The sequence below is a fragment of the Amnibacterium setariae genome (genome assembly GCF_003581425.1).
Lineage (GTDB): Bacteria > Actinomycetota > Actinomycetes > Actinomycetales > Microbacteriaceae > Amnibacterium > Amnibacterium setariae.
Genome location: NZ_QXTG01000002.1, coordinates 287058 through 303843 on the forward strand (window position 1 = coordinate 287058; position 16786 = coordinate 303843).

The window sequence follows — 16786 nt, forward strand, 5'->3', positions numbered from 1 at the left end:
CCCCCGCGGGGGCGCTCGACGAGAGGACGCGAGTGGCCCGACCGACCCTCTTCCTGCTGCACGCCCTCGGGCTCAGCGCACGTTCGTGGGACGGGGTGATCGACGCGATCGGGGACGGCCTCGACGTCGTCGCGCTCGACCTACCCGGCTACGGCGACAACGCGGCGTCGCCGCTGCTCACCGTGCGGGAGACCGCGGAGTGGGTCGCGGCGCGGATCCGCGAGCGCGAGCCCGACGAGTGGCTGATCGCCGGCCACAGCATGGGCGGGAAGATCGCGACGATCGTCACCGCATGGGCCGAGCGGGCCGAGCACGGTCTCATCCCGCCGACGGGGCTCGTGCTCGTCGACGCCTCCACGCCCGGCCCGGAGCCGATGGCGGAGGAGCGCCGGGCGCTGATGGAGCAGTGGTGGGCCTCCGGCACCATCTCCGCCGAGGATGCGGCGGCGTACATCCACGCCAACACGGCCGGCCCGATCCCCGGCGCGGTCCGCGAGACCGCGATCGCCGACGTGCAGCGGTCGAGCCGCGTCGCCTGGCTCGAATGGCTTCGGCGCGGCAGCCTCGAGGACTGGTCGGACGAGGTCGGCGTGCTCCGCACCCCGACGGCGATCGTGGTCGGCGCGGAGGACCCGGACCTCGGCGCCGTGAACCAGGAGCGGCTGAACCTGCCGCACGTGCCGAACGCCGTCGTGCACGAGGTCGACGGCGCGGGGCACGACTCCCTCCTCCAGTACCCCGGCGAGGTCGCCCGGTTCGTCACGGGTCTCGCGGCGCGGGTCGAGGGCACCGCGGCGCTGCCGCCCGCCTTCGCGCGCCTGATCGCCTCCGACCGCGTCTCGGCGCGCACCCGTCGCGTGATGATGCGCCGGCTCGACGGCCCCGGCGACGCCCCGCGCGTCTTCTCCCCCGCGCAGCGCGCGCTGCTCACCGTGCTGGTGGCGCGCGTGCTGCCGCAGCGCGGCACCGACCTCGACATCGCGGGCCGCATCGATGCGGAGTTCGCGGCGGGCCACGGCGACGGCTGGCGCTTCGCCGAGCTGCCGCCGGACGCGGAGGCGTGGCGGCAGGGGCTCGACACCCTCGCCGAGCAGGTGCCCGACTTCGCCGCCCTGACCGGCGCGGCGCAGGAGGCGGTGCTCGACCGCGTCTGGGACGGCGGGATCGGCTCCGACGCCGACGGGCGCCTCACCGGGTCGCAGATGCGGCTCTGGCTGAAGGACGTGCAGGCCGAGGCGGTGCGGATGTGGCTCTCGCACCCGGCCGCGCAGGCGTGGATCCGCTACGACGGCTTCGCCGACGGCGGCGACGGGCCGAGGAAGCAGGGGTTCTCCACCACCCACGCGGGCGAGTGGGAGCCGTGGCAGCGCGACTGGCGCACCGGGAAGGAGCTGCAGGCGTGAACCTGACAGGGATGCGGCACCACGCCGAGACGGACGAGGTCGACGCGGTCGTGATCGGCACGGGTGCCGGCGGCGCCCCGATCCTCGCGCGGCTCGCGCAGGCGGGGCTCTCCGTCGTCGCGCTCGAGGCGGGTCCGAACTGGGAGCCGACCGACCACACGCCCGACGAGATCGACGCCGCGAGCATCTACTGGACGAGCGAGCGGCTCTCCGGCGGTACCGACCCGGAGGCCTTCGGCGGCAACAACTCCGGCATCGGCGTCGGCGGCTCGACCCTGCACTGGGGCGCCTTCTGCCCGCGGCCGGACGAGCGCGACCTGCGCCTCGCCTCCGACCAGGGCGCCGGCGTCGACTGGCCGATCACGCACGCCGAGCTGATCCCGTACATCGAGGAGGTCGAGCGCTTCATCCAGGTGTCCGGCCCCGCCGACTACCCCTGGGACCCGGCGCGGAGGTACCCGCTCCCGCCGGTCGCGCGGAACGCCCCGGCGGACCTGATGGCCGCGGGCTGCGACGCGCTCGGCATCCGCACCACCGACTCCCCCGCCGCGATCGTGTCGCGGGACGTGCAGCAGCCGCACTTCGGCGTCCGCGCCGGCGCGATCAACAGCGGGGCCACGCACCAGGGCGACCGGGTGGCCTCCAAGGCGTCGATGGACGTCACCTACCTCCCGCTCGCCGTCGCGCACGGCGCCGAGATCCGCGCCGGGGCGATGGTCCACGGCCTCGAGCGGGACGCGACCGGCCGCATCACCGCGGTCGTGTACCGGAAGGACGGCGTCGACCACCGGCAGCGGACGCGGAACGTGTTCCTCTGCGGCGGCGGCGTCGAGTCCGCTCGGCTGCTGCTGAACCTCGACCTCGCGAACTCGAGCGGGCAGGTGGGCCGCAACTACATGGCGCACCCGGCCGCGCAGGTGTGGGGCCGGTTCGACCGGCCGACGCGGATGTGGCGCGGCTGGCCCTCCTCCCTCATCTCGGAGGACTTCGTGCGGCCGAAGGAGAAGGACTTCGCGGGCGGCTACCTGATCCAGAGCCTCGGGGTGCTGCCGGTCACGCTGGCGACCTCCATGGCCCGGTCGGGGATCCGCGGCGAGCGGCTGATGGACCTGCTCGAGCACTACGACTCGTTCGCCGGCATCGGTGTGAACGGCGAGTGCCTGCCTGCGGAGTCGAACCGGCTGACGCTCGTGGACGAGGTCGACGAGGTCGGGCTCAAGCGGGCCCGGATCGACTTCTCCTTCAGCGACAACGAGCGTGCGCTCGACGCGCACTCGGTCACGACGATGAAGGCGATCTGGGAGGCGGCCGGCGCGAAGGACGTGTTCGTGCTGAACCGCACCGCGCACGCCGAGGGCACCTGCCGGATGGGCGACGACCGCGACTCCGCCGTCGTCGACCCGAACGGCCGCTCGTACGACGTCGACAACCTCTACATCTGCGACAACTCGGTGTTCCCGAGCTCGCTGATCGCCAACCCCGCGCTGACGATCATGGCGCTCGCCCTCCGCACGGCCGACCGCTTCCTCGGCCGCTAGTCCTTCAGGGCTCAGCGGGCGAGGTCGGCCGAGACCTCCGCGCCGGGGAGGCCCGCGAGCACGGCGCCCGGCACGAGCAGCTTGGAGCGGCGCACGCCGGAGCCGATCACCACGAGCGGCTCCTCGGCGGCGTCCGCGTCGAGCAGCAGCGGCCACGCCGCGGGCAGCCCGATCGGGGTGATGCCGCCGTACTCCATGCCGGAGGCCTCGACGGCGGTCTCGTGCGGGAGGAAGGACGCCTTCCGCACGTCGAGGCGGCGGCGGACGAAGCCGTTGACGTCCGCGCGCTTCGACGCCGGCACGAGGGCGGCGGCGACGCGCTCCTCGCCGTCTCGGCGGCCGCCGACGAGGACGCAGTTGACGAGCTGGTGCGCCTCCAGGCCGTAGGCCTCCTGCGTCGCGGCGGTGTCGGAGATCGCGGGATCGATCTCGACGACGCCGACGGCGTCGAGCAGGCCGAGCGAGGTCAGCGCGGCGAGGGTCGGTTCGGCCAGCAGGTCCGGGCGGGTCCCGGCCGGCACGCCGGACAGCCCCCCGAGCACGAAGTCGGTCACGCCGGAATCCTGCCGGACGGGCGGTGCAGGCTTGCCCCGTGCCGTTCACCCCGCCGCCCGAGTTCACCACCCGACCGGACCTGCAGGGCGTGTTCGGGATGACCGCCACGACGCACTGGCTCGCGACCGGCGCCGGCCAGTCGGTGCTCGAGCGGGGCGGCACCGCGTTCGACGCGGCCGTCGCCGCCGCCTTCGTGCTCCACCTCGTCGAGCCGCACCTGAACGGGCCCGGCGGCGACCTCGTCGCGCTGCTCGCCACCGCGGAGGACCCGGGCACGCCGGTCGTGCTCATGGGGCAGGGCCCGGCACCGGCCGGCGCGACGCTCGAGCGCTACCGGGCGGAGGGGCTCGACCTCGTGCCCGGTGCGGGCGCCCTCGCGGCGACCGTGCCCGGCGCGGTCGACGCGTGGCTGCTGCTGCTCGAGACGCACGGCACGTGGGAGCTGCGGGACGTGCTCGGGATCCCCCTCGCGCTCGCCCGCGACGGCCACCCGCTCTCCGTCGGCCCGGCCCGCGCGATCGCGGCCATGGCGTCGTTCTTCCGCGACCACTGGCCGACCTCCGCGGCGCACTGGCTGCACCCCGACGGCACCCCGCCGGTCGCCGGCGAGATCGTGACGAACCGCCCGTGGGCGGGCGTGCTCGAGGAGCTGGTCGCCGCCGGGGACGCGCTCGGGCCCGCCGCCTCCCGCGCCGACCGGGTCCGCTCGGCGAGGGACGCCTGGGCGACCGGGCGGGTCGCCCGCGAGATCGACGCCTTCGTGCGCGCCCCGCACCGGCACAGCGACGGCCGGGACCACGCGGGCGTGCTCCGCGCCGAGGACCTCGCCGGCTTCCGAGCCGGCTTCGAGCCCGCCGCCGTGCTCGACTTCCGCGGCACGACCGTCGCGAAGAGCGGGCCGTGGGGGCAGGGACCCGCGCTGCTGGCGGCGCTCGCGATCCTCGAGCCGCTCGACGACGCCCTGCTCGACCCGTCGACCGCGGACGGCGCCCACACGATCGCGGAGGCGATGAAGCTCGCGCTCGCGGACCGGGAGGCGTGGTTCGGCGACGACGGCGACGTGCCGCTCGAGCGCCTCCTCTCCCCCGGGTACGCGGCCGACCGCCGGGCGCTGATCGGGCCCCGCGCCTCCGCGGAGCTCCGGCCCGGGACCGGCCCCGGTCGACCCGCCCTGGTCCGCCTCCGCACCGCCGCGGAGTACGCGGCCGGGGTCGCGGGCGTCGGCGAGCCCACGATCGAGTCGACCGGCGACCTCCGCGGGGACACGTGCCACCTCGACGTGGTCGACCGCTGGGGCAACATCGTCGCGGCGACGCCGTCGGGCGGGTGGCTGCAGTCCTCCCCGACGATCCCGGGTCTCGGGTTCTGCCTCGGCACCCGGCTGCAGATGACCTGGCTCGAGGAGGGCACCGCCACCACGCTGACGCCGGGCCGTCGGCCGCGGACGACGCTCACCCCGACGCTGCTGCTCCGCGACGGGCACGCGGTCGCGGCGCTCGGCACCCCGGGCGGCGACCAGCAGGACCAGTGGCAGCTGCTGTACCTGCTGCGCACCCTCGTGGGCGGCTGGAGCCCGCAGCAGGCGATCGACGCGCCCGCGTTCCACACCACCTCGTTCCCCGGCTCGTTCTGGCCGCGGACGTGGGAGCCGGGCGGCCTCGTCGTCGAGGACCGGCTCGGCGAGGGCGTGATCCGGGAGCTGGAGGCACGCGGCCACGTCGTGACGCGGGCCGGCGACCAGGTGCTCGGCCGGCTGACGACCGTCGGCCGCGACCCGGCGACCGGCGTGCTGCACGCAGCGGCGAACGCCCGCGCGATGCAGGGCTACGCCGCGGGCCGCTGAACCGCCTCCTCCTCGTTCCTCCTCCGCCGGTCGAGGTGCGAGCGCCAGCGAGCCTCGAGACCAACCGCGGCGTGATCTCGAGGCTCGCTGCGCTCGCACCTCGATCAGCGGGGGTGGGCGGCTCAGCCGCTGATGTCCTTGCGGGTGAAGCGCCAGGCCGCGAGGGCGCCGAGCACGATCGCCCAGAGCAGGCCTGACAGCAGCGCGTCCGCCGGCGGCGCGAGGTCGACCGGGACCTCGAGGAAGGACCGGAACGCGGTCGACCAGTGCGTCGGCAGCACCACGCGGAGGTCGCCGAGCGCCGGGATCTGGTCGAGGATGCGCGACAGGATCGACGCGAGCACCACGCCGCCGGCCGCCGCGAGGGGCGAGTCCGACACGACGGTGAGCAGGGTGCCGAGCGCCGCCGCCCACAGCAGCCCGACGATCGCGGCGCCCGTCGCCGCGAGCAGCCGCAGCACCGAGTCGCCGAAGCCGAGCCGCGGCCCGCCGGGCACCTGGATGCCGCCGGCCCCGTAGGAGAGCACGCCGACCAGCAGCGCGACGAGCGTGAGCGCGAGCAGCCCGGCCACGAGCAGAACCGTCGCCACCTGCACCTTCACGGCGAGCAGGCGGAGGCGCGGCACGGGCACGGTGAGCAGGTACTTCAGGGTCGACCGGGACGCCTCCCCCGCGATCAGGTCCCCGAACAGCAGCGCCGCGACGAGCGTCGCCAGGAACCCGCCGGTCAGCACGAGCACGAAGGCCGCGAAGGTGCCGCCGCTGACCTGCGCGAGGGCGGTGAGGTCGGTCGTGCCGGAGCGGGACGACGCGGGCGGGCCGCCGACGAGCAGGGCGATCCGCACGACGACGGGCAGCACGGCGAGCACGATCAGCGCGATCCGCACGCGCCACTGGCTCAGCTGGCGCGCGAGCTCGACGCGGAACGGGAGGCGCGTCGGGCGCCGCAGGGCGCTCATGCGGACGGCTCCGTCGCGCCGATGAGGTCGAGGAAGGCCTCCTCGAGGTGCCGGCCGCGCGTCACGCCGGTCACCCCGACGCCGGCCGCGACCACCGCCGCGACGACGTCCTGGACGGGCACGGCGCCGGGTCGCACCCGGACCGCGTCCGTGCCGGACGGGTCCGCCGCCTCCACCCCGGCGACGCGCACGGCCGCGACCGCGGCGGGCACGTCGGTCACCGTGAGCACGAGCTCCGTCGCCTCGCCCGCGATCGCCTCCACCGGCCCGGCCGCGACGACCCGGCCGTGCGACATCACGACGACGTGGCTGCAGGTGCGCTCGACCTCGCCGAGGAGGTGGGAGGAGACGACCACGGTCCGCCCGGCCGCCGCGTAGCGCTGCAGCACGCCGCGGAGCGCGGTGATCTGCGGCGGGTCGAGGCCGTTCGTCGGCTCGTCGAGGATCAGCAGGTCGGGCAGGCCGAGCATCGCCTGCGCGATCGCCAGCCGCTGCCGCATGCCCTGGCTGTACCCGCGGACGGGCTTCCGGATGGCGCCCCCGAGGTCCGCGACCGCCAGGGCCTCGTCGAAGCGGGCGTCGCGCCGCGGCCTGCCGGTCGCGGCCCAGTAGAGCTCGAGGTTGCGCCGCCCGGAGAGGTGCGGCAGGAAGCCGGGCCCCTCGATGAAGCACCCGATGCGCTCGAGCGCGGGCGATCCGGGCCCGAGCGGCGCGCCGAACGCCCGCACGGTGCCGGCGTCCGGCCGGAGCAGCCCGGCCACCATCCGCAGGGTGGTCGTCTTGCCGGCGCCGTTCTCGCCCAGCAGGCCGACCACCTGCCCGCGCTGCGCGGTGAACCCGACGTCGTCGACGGCGAGGAAGCCGCCGCGGAAGCGCTTCACGAGGCCGGCGATCTCGAGCGGCGGGCCCTCCGCCTCCGCCTCCGGCGGCACCGGCGGCACCGGCGGCGCCGGGCGCTGCCGACGGCGCCCGAGCACGGCCCCGAGCACGAGCAGGACCACGGCGACGAGGAGCGCGGCGGCGATGCCGAGCAGCACGCCGGGCGTCGGCAGACCGGCGCTGCGGACGCGCGTCGCGACCGCGACGGTCGGCAGGGCGATCGGCGACGCGACGGCGATGCGGTCGCTCGCCGGCGCGGTGCTGCCGAGGAGCTGGCTGTCGCTCGTGCGCACGGTGAGCACGAGCCGGTCGCCCGGCGCGAGGCTCCAGGAGGTGGCGGGCAGGGTGACGTCGACGTCGCCGCCGCCCTCGGGCAGCGCGACCCGGATCGGGGCGACGCCGCCGGGCAGCGGGAGCTCCTCGTCCCCGGTCCTCGCGGAGAGCTGCGCGTAGAGCACCGCGGTCCCGGCGGCCGACGGCGTCACGCGGAGCCGCACCCGCGCCGACCCGGTCAGCACGGCGGGCGCCGTCAGCGGGGCGGACGCGAAGGCCGCCGCCTCGGACGGCGGGTTCGCGGCCGCGAGCAGCGAGCCCGCGGTGCGCCCGACCGAGGTCGAGGCGCTGAGGCCGGGGATGCCGGTGACGGACTGCGGCTGGCCGCCCGGCGGGTTCACGACGGTCCGGACGCCGCCCTCGAGCGGGATCCGGGTCGTGCCCGTCCCCGCGAGACCCGGGTAGGCGGGCGCCACCCGCTTCTCGCGGAACGCCGTCGCGCTGGCGGGGACGGCCCAGGAGAACAGCGTCGAGACCGGTGCGCGGGTCCGGAGGCGGTCGCGCAGCCAGTCGTCGATCACGCCGTCGGTCCCGGCGATGCCGCCGCCGTCGTGCCCGCCGTCGAACCACCGCACCTGCACGGGCGCACCGGCGGCGCGGAGCTGCCGCGCGTTCGCGTCGGCCTGGTCGAGCCCGAACAGGCGGTCCTGCTCCCCCTGCAGCAGGAGGGTCGGCGCGCGCATGCCCGCGAGCACCGCCTCCGGGGACGACCGCTCGAGCAGCGCGAGGTCGGCGGGCGTCGCGGTGCCGCCCGTCACGAGCCGCCGGTACAGGTCGCAGAACGCGGGCGTGAAGCGGCCGCAGGCGTCGGTCGAGCCGGCGATCCCGGCGCCGAAGAGCCGGGACGCCCAGCCGACCTTGAAGTCCCGGAGGGGCTCCCCGGCCCCGCCGGGTACCCGCCCGACCGAAGGCGGCGCGAGCGCGTCGGCGAGGTCGTTCCAGGTGATCGCGGCGACGACCGTGTCGATGCGCGGGTCGGTCGCGCCGAGCATGAGCGCGAGGGCGCCGCCGTAGGAGCCGCCGACGACGCCGACGACCGGGTCGCCGCCCCGCCGCTCTACCGCCGGGTCGCGGGCGAGGACGTCGACCATGGCCCGGGCGTCGGGCACCTCCCCGTCGAGCGAGTCGAGCCCGATGCGCCCGCCCGACCGACCGAAGCCGCGGGCGGTGTAGGCGAGCACCACGTAGCCCTCGCGCCGCAGCCGCTCCGCCGCGGGCGCGAGGTCGGCCTTCGTCTGCCCGAAGCCGTGCGCGAGCAGGACCGCGGGCGCGGGGGTCGCCGCGGGCGTGTACAGCGTGGCGTCGAGGCGGATCCTGCTGCTCGAGCCCGGCGCCTCCGCGACCGGTACGGAGAACGCGCGCGTCGTCGGCGCCCCGGACGGCTCGGTCGTCGCCGCACCGGCCGCGACGGCCGGGCCCAGGGCGAGCGCGGCGGTGAGCAGGACGGCGACGAGCCCCCTCCGTCCCCGCCGCATCGCCCGATGGTCCCGGCCCGGCCTGAACGCGCCTCCCAGGCCGCGAGGGCGCGGCATGCGGCAGGCTCGCAGCGACTCACGACGAGGAGGACCCGGGTGCACGAGGCAGCAGCGGATCGGTACGACGGCGGGATGCGGTACCGCCGGAGCGGACGGTCGGGGCTCGACCTCCCGGTCCTGTCGCTCGGCTTCTGGCAGAACTTCGGCGACGACCGGCCCTACGCCGTGCAGCGCGAGATCGCCCTCCGCGCGTTCGACCTCGGGATCACGCACTTCGACCTGGCCAACAACTACGGCCCGCCCTACGGCGCCGCGGAGCGCACCGTCGGCCGGCTGCTCGGCTCCGACCTGCGGCGGTACCGCGACGAGCTCGTCGTCTCGAGCAAGGCGGGGTGGGACATGTGGCCCGGCCCGTACGGGCAGGGCGGCGGCGGCCGGAAGTACGTGCTCGCCTCGCTCGACCAGTCCCTCGAGCGCCTCGGGCTCGAGTACGTCGACCTCTTCTACTCGCACCGCTACGACCCGACGACGCCGCTCGAGGAGACCGCGGAGGCGCTCGCCACCGCGGTCCGGCAGGGCAAGGCGCTGTACGTCGGAATCTCGTCGTACACCGCGGACGACTCGCGGACCATGGCCCGGCTGCTGCGGGAGCGCGGCGTCCCGCTGCTCATCCACCAGCCCTCCTACTCGATGCTGAACCGCTGGATCGAGACGGACGGCCTGCTCGACGCGGCCGCCGAGGAGGGCTTCGGCGTCATCGGGTTCACCGCGCTCGCGCAGGGCCTGCTCACGTCGAAGTACCTGGACGGCGTGCCGGAGGGCTCCCGCGCCGCGCAGGGCGGGTCGTTCGACCGGGCCTGGCTCACCGAGGGGCTGATCGAGCGGCTGCGCGGCCTGAACCGCATCGCCGAGGACCGCGGGCAGACGCTCGCGCAGCTCGCGCTGGCGTGGGCGCTCCGCGACGAGCGGGTCACCAGCCTCGTCATCGGCGCGTCGTCGGTCGAGCAGCTCGAGCAGAACGTCGGCGCGCTGCAGGCGCCGCCGCTCACCGCGGACGAGCTCGCCCGCATCGACGGGCTCGTCGAGGGCGACGCCGGCGTCGACCTCTGGCGGACCGCGCGGATGGGCGAGCTCTGAGCCCGTTCACCTCGCGGTCACCCGAGCGGCGGAGGCTCCCGGGATGTCGATGAGCGACCCGTTCCTGCCCGTCCCGCCCGAGCCGGAGGACGACCGCGCGGAGCAGGAGGTCGAGGACGTCGAGGACGACTCGGAGCCCGACGTGCTGACCGGCCCCGCGGACGAGGAGTCCGGCGAGGAGGCGCGGGACGCGGGCGCGTTCCGGGCGTTCGAGCCCGGCGAGCGGCTGAGCGCGGAGGACCTCGAGCGCGACCTGGACTGAGGGCTCGGGCCGGTCTCGAGGCTCGCTTCGCTCGCACCTCGACCAGCGGGACGGGTCTGGCGAGTAGGGGCTTCCCCCGGGCGCGGAGGGGGCTCGCATCCGGGGCGCCTAGCCTCCGCAGGTGATCGGGGGCGTCGTGGCGGCGCTGCTCGGAGCCGTCTTCCTCGCGCTCGGCGCGCAGTTCCAGGGTCGCGGCGTCCGCTCCGTCGACCGCGCGGAGCACCGCGACGGCCTGCGGCAGGCGCTCCGCCTCTTCGGCAGCGGCGGCTGGCTGCTCGGCACCGGCTTCCTGGTGCTCGCGATCCTGCTGCAGCTCGTGGGGCTGCTGCTCGCCCCGCTGCCGGTGGTCCAGCCGATCGGCGTGCTCTCCCTGGTCGTGACCGCGCTGCTCGAACGGCGCCTTGCGCACGCGCGCATCGGCCGCCGCGGCGTCACCGGCGTGGTCGTCGCGATCGTCGGCACGGCCGCGTTCGTCGTCGTCGCGGCGCTCACGACGCGGTCGAGCTCACCCGCGCCGGCCGTCGTGATCCCCGTCCTCGTGCTCGTCGGCGTCGTGCTGCTCGTCCTGCTCGGCGGCTGGGTCGCGCTCCGGACGCGGGCGCCCGCCGTCGCGTTCGCGGTCGCCGGTGCCGCCTGCTTCGGCTTCGTGGTGACTCTGATGAAGGTCGTGCTCGACCGCTCCGCCGCCGCCGTGCAGCAGGGCGCGCTCATCGGTCCGAGCACGCCCTTCAGCCTGCTGGTCCTCGTGGCCGCCGGCATCGCCGGCGCGGCGGGGCTCGCCCTGGTGCAGCGCGCGTACGCCTCCGGGTCCGCCGACATCGTCGTGGCCGCGCTCACGGTGGTGGACCCGCTCGTCGCCGTGACGCTCGGCATCGCGCTGCTCGACCAGGCCCGGGGGGCGCCGGTCTGGGCGTTCCCCGCCTTCGCCCTGGCGGTGGCGGTCGCGATCGCCGGCGTCGTGCTCCTCGCGCGGAACCCGCCCGTGCCCGTCGACCGGCAGGAGGCGCGCGGCCGCTGACCGGGCCCTGCGCCTCGACGGGCGCGCCGACGCCTCCCCCGGAACCGCGGGCGCCGGATGGTGGAGGACGGCCCCGACCGGCCACGATGGTGGGATGGCATCGGTGCTCGGCTCGCCCGCGGGCGCCCGCCGCGGGCTGTTCCTCCCGCCCTTCGACGCCTTCGCCGACCCCCGTGTCGTCGCGGAGCTGGCGCGGACCGCGGAGGAGGCCGGCTGGGACGGCGTGTTCGTCTGGGACCACGTGCGGTACTCGCCGCCGGTCGCCGCGATCGCGGACCCGTGGATCTGCTGCGCGGCGATCGCGGCCGCCACGAGCCGCATCCGCTTCGGCCCGATGGTGACGCCGCTCCCCCGTCGCCGCCCCCACGTGGTCGCCCGGCAGGCGGCGAGCCTCGACCTGCTGTCCGGCGGTCGCCTCGTCCTCGGCTTCGGGATCGGCGACGACTGGCTCGGCGAGATGAGCCGGTTCGGCGACGAGGGCGACGCGAAGGTGCGCGGCGAGATGCTCGACGAGGGGCTCGACGTGCTGACCGGGCTGCTCTCGGGGCACCTCGTCGAGCACCTCGGCCCGCACTACCGGGCGGAGGACGTCCGCTTCCTCCCCGCGCCCGAGCGCCCGATCCCGATCTGGATCGCCGGCCGCTACGGCAACCGGGCGCCCCTGCGCCGCGCGGCCCGCTACGACGGCGCGTTCGTGATCGGCTACCCGGGGCCGGAGGCGGTCGGGGACGTGCGGGGGCAGCTCAGGGCGCTGCGCGCCGACCGCGACGCCCACGACCTCGTCGTCGACATCGGCCCGGACGTCGACCCGGCGCCGTGGGCCGCCGCGGGCGCGACCTGGGTGCTCACCCGGTTCGGGCCGTACGGGCTGGACGCCGACGCGGTGCGGCGCGCGGTCGAGGCGGGCCCGTAGTCAGCGCTGCTCGTCAGTCAGCGTTGTTCGTCGGTCAGCGCTGCTCGTCGGCGCTGCTCGTCCCAGGCGCCGTCGCGGCGTCGTGCGCGAGCTGCCGTTCGACCCGGCGGTCCGGCACCAGCCAGATCAGGGCGACGAGCACGTAGACGCCGATGCCCAGGGCCGGGTTCACCAGGCTGAGCAGGACGCCGACCAGGTAGAGCGGGGCGGAGAGCTTCCCCTTGACGTCGCGGCCGATCGCGGCCGCGAGCGCCGACGACTCCCCCTCCGCCCGGATCAGCGTCGTCTGCAGGATGAAGTAGGCGATGCCGGCGGCGAGCAGCACGAGCCCGTAGGCGACGAGCGGCACCGTGAGCGGCTCCTGCTCGGCCGGGCGCAGCTCGCCGTTCCGGTCGATCACCTCCGTGATCCAGTCCGTGACGAACGGCACCAGCGACAGCCAGAAGAGGAGGTGCAGGTTCGCCCACAGCGCGCCGCCGGTCACGCGCCGCACGGCCTGGAGCATGTGGTGGTGGTTGTTCCAGTAGATGCCGAGGTAGACGAAGCTCAGCAGGTACGCGAGCAGCACCGGCAGGTCGCCCCTGATGTCCGACCACTCCGCGCCGCCGGGCTTCGGCAGCTCGAGCACCATGATCGTGATGAGGATCGCGATCACGCCGTCGCTGAACGCCTCGAGCCGCCCGGTCCGCACGGCGCCACGCTAGCCCGCGCCGCGTAGGCTGAGCGCGTCGACCGCCAGGACGGCGGAAGGGGGCGGCATGGCCGCCGTTGTCGCGGGCGTCGCGCCCGCTCGGACCCGATCGCGGCTGCGACGCGCGCTGCGTGCGGTCGTCTCCGGCGCCCGGCGGGTCCGCCTCGAGCGGGCGCTGCCGACCGCCGCGCTGCTCGTGGCCGTCGTGCTGGTGCTGGTGGAGACGCCGCTCACCGCCGCCGCCTCGCTGCCGCTGCCGCTCGCCTTCGTGCTCGTGATCGTCCACGCCGGTGCGCTGCCCCTCGCGGTGCGGGCGCCCAACGTCGCGGCGCCCCTGTCCATCGCGGCCGCGCTGGTGCTGCAGTGGCGCACGGCCGACGGGGCGTCGATGCTCTGGCCCTGGTCGCCCGTCCTGATCGTGACCCAGTGCCTCGTGCTCGCCGCGGTGGCGGCCCGCACCCCGCTCCTCGTCGCGCTGCTGCACTGGACCGTCGCCGTCGTGCTGTCCGCGTCGCTCGCCGCGTGGCTGCGGCCGGCGACGGGCGACGAGACCTCCGTCGACGTCGCCGTGTTCGCCAGCATCTCGGCCGCGTTGATCGTCGTCGCGGTCCTGCTCGCGCAGTGGCGGCACGTGCGGTCCCAGCTGCTCCACGAGCAGCGGGTCGCCGCCGAGGAGTCGGAGCGGCGGGTGGTGGCCGAGGAGCGGACGCGCATCGCGCGGGAGCTGCACGACGTCGTCGCCCACGGGCTCTCCCTCATCACGGTGCAGGCGTCGACGGCGCGCTACCGGCGAGACGTGGGCGACGAGGCCGCCGAGGAGTTCGACCGCATCGCGGCGCAGTCCCGGCAGGCGCTCGACGAGATGCGGGGCCTGCTCCGGGTCCTGCGCGGCGCGGAGGACGGCGCCGACCACCGGCCGCAGCCCGGGCTCGGCGACCTCGCCGAGCTCGTCGCGCAGGCGGCCGCCTCCGGCTCCGACGTCGTGCTCGACGAGCCGGACGGCATGTGGAGCACCGGGGTCAGCGGCGTCACCGGGCTGACCGCGTTCCGGATCGTGCAGGAGGCGGTGAGCAACGCGCTGCGGCACGCGCCCGGCGCGCAGGTGCGCGTGACGGTGCGCCGCCGCGGCGGCGAGATCGAGGCGGTCGTGGAGAACACCGTGCCGACCGAGCCGGTGCCGGTCCCGGGCGCGCAGGGGCACGGCCTGGTCGGGATGGCCGAGCGGGCGGCCGGCGCCGGCGGGTCGGTCGAGTCGGGCCCGACGGCGAGCGGCGGGTTCGTCGTGCGCGTGGTGCTCCCGGTGCAGGGCGCGGTCGGAGCGGGCGCATGAGCATCCGGGTCCTGATCGCGGACGACCAGGCGATGGTGCGCGCGGGTTTCGCGGCGCTGCTCGGGGCGCAGCCGGACCTGGAGGTGGTCGGCCAGGCCGCGGACGGGGCCGAGGCGGTGCGGATCGCGGCCGAGACGCGTCCCGACGTGGTCCTGATGGACATCCGGATGCCCGTGCTCGACGGCATCGAGGCGACGAGGACGATCCTCGCGAGCGGCGCCGAGCCGCTCCCCCGCGTCGTCGTGCTCACGACCTTCGACGTGGACGACTACGTGCTCGAGGCGCTGCGCGCGGGCGCGAGCGGGTTCCTGCTGAAGGACGCCCTGCCCGACGACCTGGTCGAGGCCGTCCGCGTGGTCGCGCGCGGCGACGCGCTGCTCGCCCCGAGCGTCACCCGCCGGCTCATCGCCCGGTTCGCGGCCCGCCCGACCGGTCGCGGCGCCGTCGACTCCGACCTCGAGGTGCTCACCGAGCGGGAACGGGAGGTGCTGCGCGAGATCGCCCAGGGCCGCAGCAACGCCGAGATCGCCGTCGTGCTGTTCATCGCCGAGCAGACCGTGAAGAGCCACGTCAGCCGCGTGCTGACGAAGCTCGGCCTCCGGGATCGGGCGCAGGCCGTCGTCGTCGCCTACGAGTCCGGGCTCGTCGTCCCCGGCGACTGACCCGTACCCCGGTACGGGTCGCAGAAGGGCCCGCCGGAGGGATTCGCCGCGGACGGCCGCTCCGTACCGTTCGGAAGGTGACCTCCCTCGCGCCCCCGCCCCTCCGCACCACCCGTCCGCGGCGCACGCCGCGCGGCGAGGGACAGACGGCCCACGCGAGCGACTACACCGAGCTCTCGCGCCGCATCAAGGCCGCCGGGCTGCTCGAGCGGCGCCCCGGGGCCTACCTGCTCCGCACCGTCCTGCTCGCCGTCGCGCTCGGCGCGGGGCTCGCCGCGGTCGTCCTCGTCGGCCACTCGTGGTGGCAGCTCGCCGTGGCGGTCTACCTCGCCGCGGTGTTCGCCCAGGCCGGCTTCCTCGCGCACGACGGGGCCCACCGCCAGGTGTTCGCCTCCGGCAAGCGCAACGAGTGGTTCTCCCGCGTCGTCGCGAACCTCGTCGTCGGGCTCGGCTACGGCTGGTGGATGCAGAAGCACACCCGCCACCACGGCAACCCGAACACGGTCGGCAAGGACATGGACCTCGACCCGAACCTCATCGTCTTCACGGAGGAGGACGCGGCCGACCGCCGCGGCATCGCCCGCCTGCTGCTGCGCCGCCAGGGGTGGCTGTTCCTTCCCGCGCTGACGCTGACCGGGCTCGACCTGCACGTGAAGACGGTCCGGATGCTGACCTCCCGCGAGGGCGTGCCGCACCGCCGGGCGGAGCTCGCCCTCATCGCGGTGCGCCTGCTCGGCCTGCCGACCCTGCTCGTGCTGTCCGCCGGCCCGGTCATCGGCCTGACCGCGCTCGCCGTGCAGCTGCTCGCCTTCGGGTTCCTGATGGGCGGCGCGTTCGCGCCGAACCACATCGGCATGCCGACGATCCGCCACGACCAGCGCGTCGACTACCTGCGCCGCCAGGTGCTGACGTCGCGCAACATCACGGGCGGACCCGTCGTCGACTTCCTGATGGGCGGGCTCAACCACCAGATCGAGCACCACCTGTTCCCGAGCCTGCCGAGCGCCAACCTCCGCCGCGCCCGCACGATGATCCGCGACTACTGCCAGGAGCTCGGGCTCCCCTACCTGGAGCGCCCGCTGGTGCCGGCCATGGCGGACGTGATCCGCTCGGTGCACCGCCTCGGCATCAAGCACGCCGACCCGTTCGACTGCCCGGCCGCCGCGGCGCTGCGGCTGGCCTGACGCGAGTCGGATCTGCGGGCTCGGGAGCTTCGGCTCCCGGGCCCGCTTCCGCGTGCGCGGGGCGGTCGCCAGGCGGTGGTCTCGAGTCCCTCGGTCGGGAACACCGCCCGTGGGGCCCATCGCTGCGCTCGCACCTCGACCAGCGGGGACGATCGGGGCGGCGGGGGCGGCCATGAACACGGAAGGGCCCGGGAGCCGAAGCTCCCGGGCCCTTCTCTGAATTCGTGGGACGAAGTCAGAGGCGTCCTGATCCCGAAGGATCAGACCGCGCGGATGTTCGCGGCCTGCGGGCCGCGGTCGCCCTGCGCGATGTCGAACTCGACGCGCTGGTTCTCCTCCAGGTTGCGGAAACCCTTGCCCTGGATGGCGGAGAAGTGCGCGAAGAGGTCGGCGCCTCCGTCGTCGGGGGCGATGAAGCCGAAGCCCTTGTCGCCGTTGAACCACTTCACGGTGCCGGTAGCCATATGAACTCGTCTCTCTCGAATCGTTCGACCCGGAGGTCCCGGATCGGCGCCACGCTGAACCACGCGTTCGAGCCGCCGACTTCCGTCGGCTGAGTCAAGCCACCTGCCACAACACAACTGCATGTTCACCGTAGCGGAGC

Annotated in this window: 15 protein-coding genes; 10 read left to right on the forward strand and 5 right to left on the reverse strand. The window is 75.6% G+C overall.

Translation table 11 applies throughout. The annotated features are described in order from the left end of the window. Window positions 1–32: 32 nt before the first annotated feature. Entirely contained in the window at window positions 33–1403 is a 1371-nt protein-coding gene (locus D1781_RS09365; RefSeq protein WP_199706538.1) for an alpha/beta hydrolase, read from the forward strand. Continuing rightward, window positions 1400–2941, forward strand: a complete 1542-nt coding sequence (locus D1781_RS09370; RefSeq protein WP_233551230.1) for a GMC family oxidoreductase — start codon at window positions 1400–1402, stop codon at window positions 2939–2941. Before D1781_RS09365 ends, D1781_RS09370 begins: the two co-directional genes overlap by 4 nt. Before the next feature lie 11 nt (window positions 2942–2952). Here D1781_RS09370 and D1781_RS09375 read toward each other — a convergent pair whose 3' ends face one another. Next, window positions 2953–3495, reverse strand: a complete 543-nt coding sequence (locus tag D1781_RS09375; protein WP_119482055.1) for a YbaK/EbsC family protein — start codon at window positions 3493–3495, stop codon at window positions 2953–2955. A 98-nt stretch (window positions 3496–3593) separates the two neighbouring features. Here D1781_RS09375 and D1781_RS09380 point away from each other — a divergent pair, with 98 nt between their 5' ends. Next, complete coding sequence (locus D1781_RS09380; protein WP_199706654.1) at window positions 3594–5339, forward strand: gamma-glutamyltransferase family protein; 1746 nt, start codon at window positions 3594–3596, stop codon at window positions 5337–5339. 122 nt (window positions 5340–5461) lie between these two features. On the opposite strand, the gene D1781_RS09385 is transcribed toward D1781_RS09380, so the two are convergent. Together D1781_RS09385 and D1781_RS09390 are read right to left on the reverse strand one after the other, a co-directional pair. Then, window positions 5462–6298 (reverse strand): ABC transporter permease, encoded by an 837-nt coding sequence (locus tag D1781_RS09385; protein ID WP_119482057.1) that lies wholly within the window; start codon window positions 6296–6298, stop codon window positions 5462–5464. Continuing rightward, window positions 6295–8985 carry an alpha/beta fold hydrolase gene (locus tag D1781_RS09390; RefSeq protein ID WP_119482058.1) on the reverse strand — a complete coding sequence of 897 codons (2691 nt, stop codon included), beginning with the start codon at window positions 8983–8985 and terminating at the stop codon, window positions 6295–6297. The genes D1781_RS09385 and D1781_RS09390 overlap by 4 nt, the downstream gene beginning before the upstream one ends. A gap of 132 nt (window positions 8986–9117) precedes the next feature. Here D1781_RS09390 and D1781_RS09395 point away from each other — a divergent pair, with 132 nt between their 5' ends. The 4 genes from D1781_RS09395 (at window position 9118) to D1781_RS09410 (ending at window position 12315) form a co-directional block, all read left to right on the forward strand. Continuing rightward, window positions 9118–10122, forward strand: a complete 1005-nt coding sequence (locus tag D1781_RS09395; RefSeq protein ID WP_233551405.1) for an aldo/keto reductase — start codon at window positions 9118–9120, stop codon at window positions 10120–10122. 43 nt (window positions 10123–10165) lie between these two features. Next, a complete protein-coding gene (locus D1781_RS09400; RefSeq protein ID WP_119482060.1) occupies window positions 10166–10384 on the forward strand; it encodes a hypothetical protein in 219 nt (72 codons plus the stop codon). Between the two features lie 121 nt (window positions 10385–10505). Further along, window positions 10506–11402, forward strand: coding sequence for a DMT family transporter (locus D1781_RS09405; RefSeq protein WP_119482061.1), 897 nt, complete (start codon window positions 10506–10508; stop codon window positions 11400–11402). Window positions 11403–11496: 94 nt separating this feature from the next. Continuing rightward, on the forward strand, window positions 11497–12315 hold the full coding sequence (locus tag D1781_RS09410) for an LLM class flavin-dependent oxidoreductase (protein ID WP_119482062.1): 819 nt from the start codon (window positions 11497–11499) through the stop codon (window positions 12313–12315). 34 nt (window positions 12316–12349) lie between these two features. Here D1781_RS09410 and D1781_RS09415 read toward each other — a convergent pair whose 3' ends face one another. Further along, complete coding sequence (locus D1781_RS09415; protein WP_119482063.1) at window positions 12350–13006, reverse strand: TMEM175 family protein; 657 nt, start codon at window positions 13004–13006, stop codon at window positions 12350–12352. Between the two features lie 67 nt (window positions 13007–13073). On the opposite strand from D1781_RS09415, the gene D1781_RS09420 reads away from it, so the two are divergent. The 3 genes from D1781_RS09420 (at window position 13074) to D1781_RS09430 (ending at window position 16182) form a co-directional block, all read left to right on the forward strand. Next, window positions 13074–14336: a sensor histidine kinase gene (locus tag D1781_RS09420; protein WP_119482064.1), complete on the forward strand. Its 1263-nt coding sequence runs from the start codon at window positions 13074–13076 to the stop codon at window positions 14334–14336. Continuing rightward, window positions 14333–14998 (forward strand): response regulator, encoded by a 666-nt coding sequence (locus D1781_RS09425; protein ID WP_119482065.1) that lies wholly within the window; start codon window positions 14333–14335, stop codon window positions 14996–14998. Before D1781_RS09420 ends, D1781_RS09425 begins: the two co-directional genes overlap by 4 nt. Window positions 14999–15075: 77 nt before the next feature. Further along, window positions 15076–16182, forward strand: a complete 1107-nt coding sequence (locus D1781_RS09430) for an acyl-CoA desaturase (protein WP_119482066.1) — start codon at window positions 15076–15078, stop codon at window positions 16180–16182. Window positions 16183–16442: 260 nt separating this feature from the next. Here D1781_RS09430 and D1781_RS09435 read toward each other — a convergent pair whose 3' ends face one another. Further along, the gene (locus D1781_RS09435; protein WP_119482067.1) at window positions 16443–16646 is read right to left on the reverse strand and encodes a cold-shock protein; all 204 of its coding nucleotides are present in this window, start codon (window positions 16644–16646) and stop codon (window positions 16443–16445) included. Window positions 16647–16786 lie beyond the last annotated feature (140 nt).

What these genes read in the sequence shown, in the direction of transcription:
- D1781_RS09380 (WP_199706654.1), top strand. Translation starts at nt 3,594, where the DNA reads ATGACCGCCACGACGCACTGGCTCGCGACCGGCGCCGGCCAGTCGGTG.
- D1781_RS09385 (WP_119482057.1), bottom strand. Translation starts at nt 6,298, where the DNA reads ATGAGCGCCCTGCGGCGCCCGACGCGCCTCCCGTTCCGCGTCGAGCTC.
- D1781_RS09390 (WP_119482058.1), bottom strand. Translation starts at nt 8,985, where the DNA reads ATGCGGCGGGGACGGAGGGGGCTCGTCGCCGTCCTGCTCACCGCCGCG.
- D1781_RS09395 (WP_233551405.1), top strand. Translation starts at nt 9,118, where the DNA reads ATGCGGTACCGCCGGAGCGGACGGTCGGGGCTCGACCTCCCGGTCCTG.
- D1781_RS09400 (WP_119482060.1), top strand. Translation starts at nt 10,166, where the DNA reads ATGTCGATGAGCGACCCGTTCCTGCCCGTCCCGCCCGAGCCGGAGGAC.
- D1781_RS09410 (WP_119482062.1), top strand. Translation starts at nt 11,497, where the DNA reads ATGGCATCGGTGCTCGGCTCGCCCGCGGGCGCCCGCCGCGGGCTGTTC.
- D1781_RS09420 (WP_119482064.1), top strand. Translation starts at nt 13,074, where the DNA reads ATGGCCGCCGTTGTCGCGGGCGTCGCGCCCGCTCGGACCCGATCGCGG.
- D1781_RS09425 (WP_119482065.1), top strand. Translation starts at nt 14,333, where the DNA reads ATGAGCATCCGGGTCCTGATCGCGGACGACCAGGCGATGGTGCGCGCG.
- D1781_RS09435 (WP_119482067.1), bottom strand. Translation starts at nt 16,646, where the DNA reads ATGGCTACCGGCACCGTGAAGTGGTTCAACGGCGACAAGGGCTTCGGC.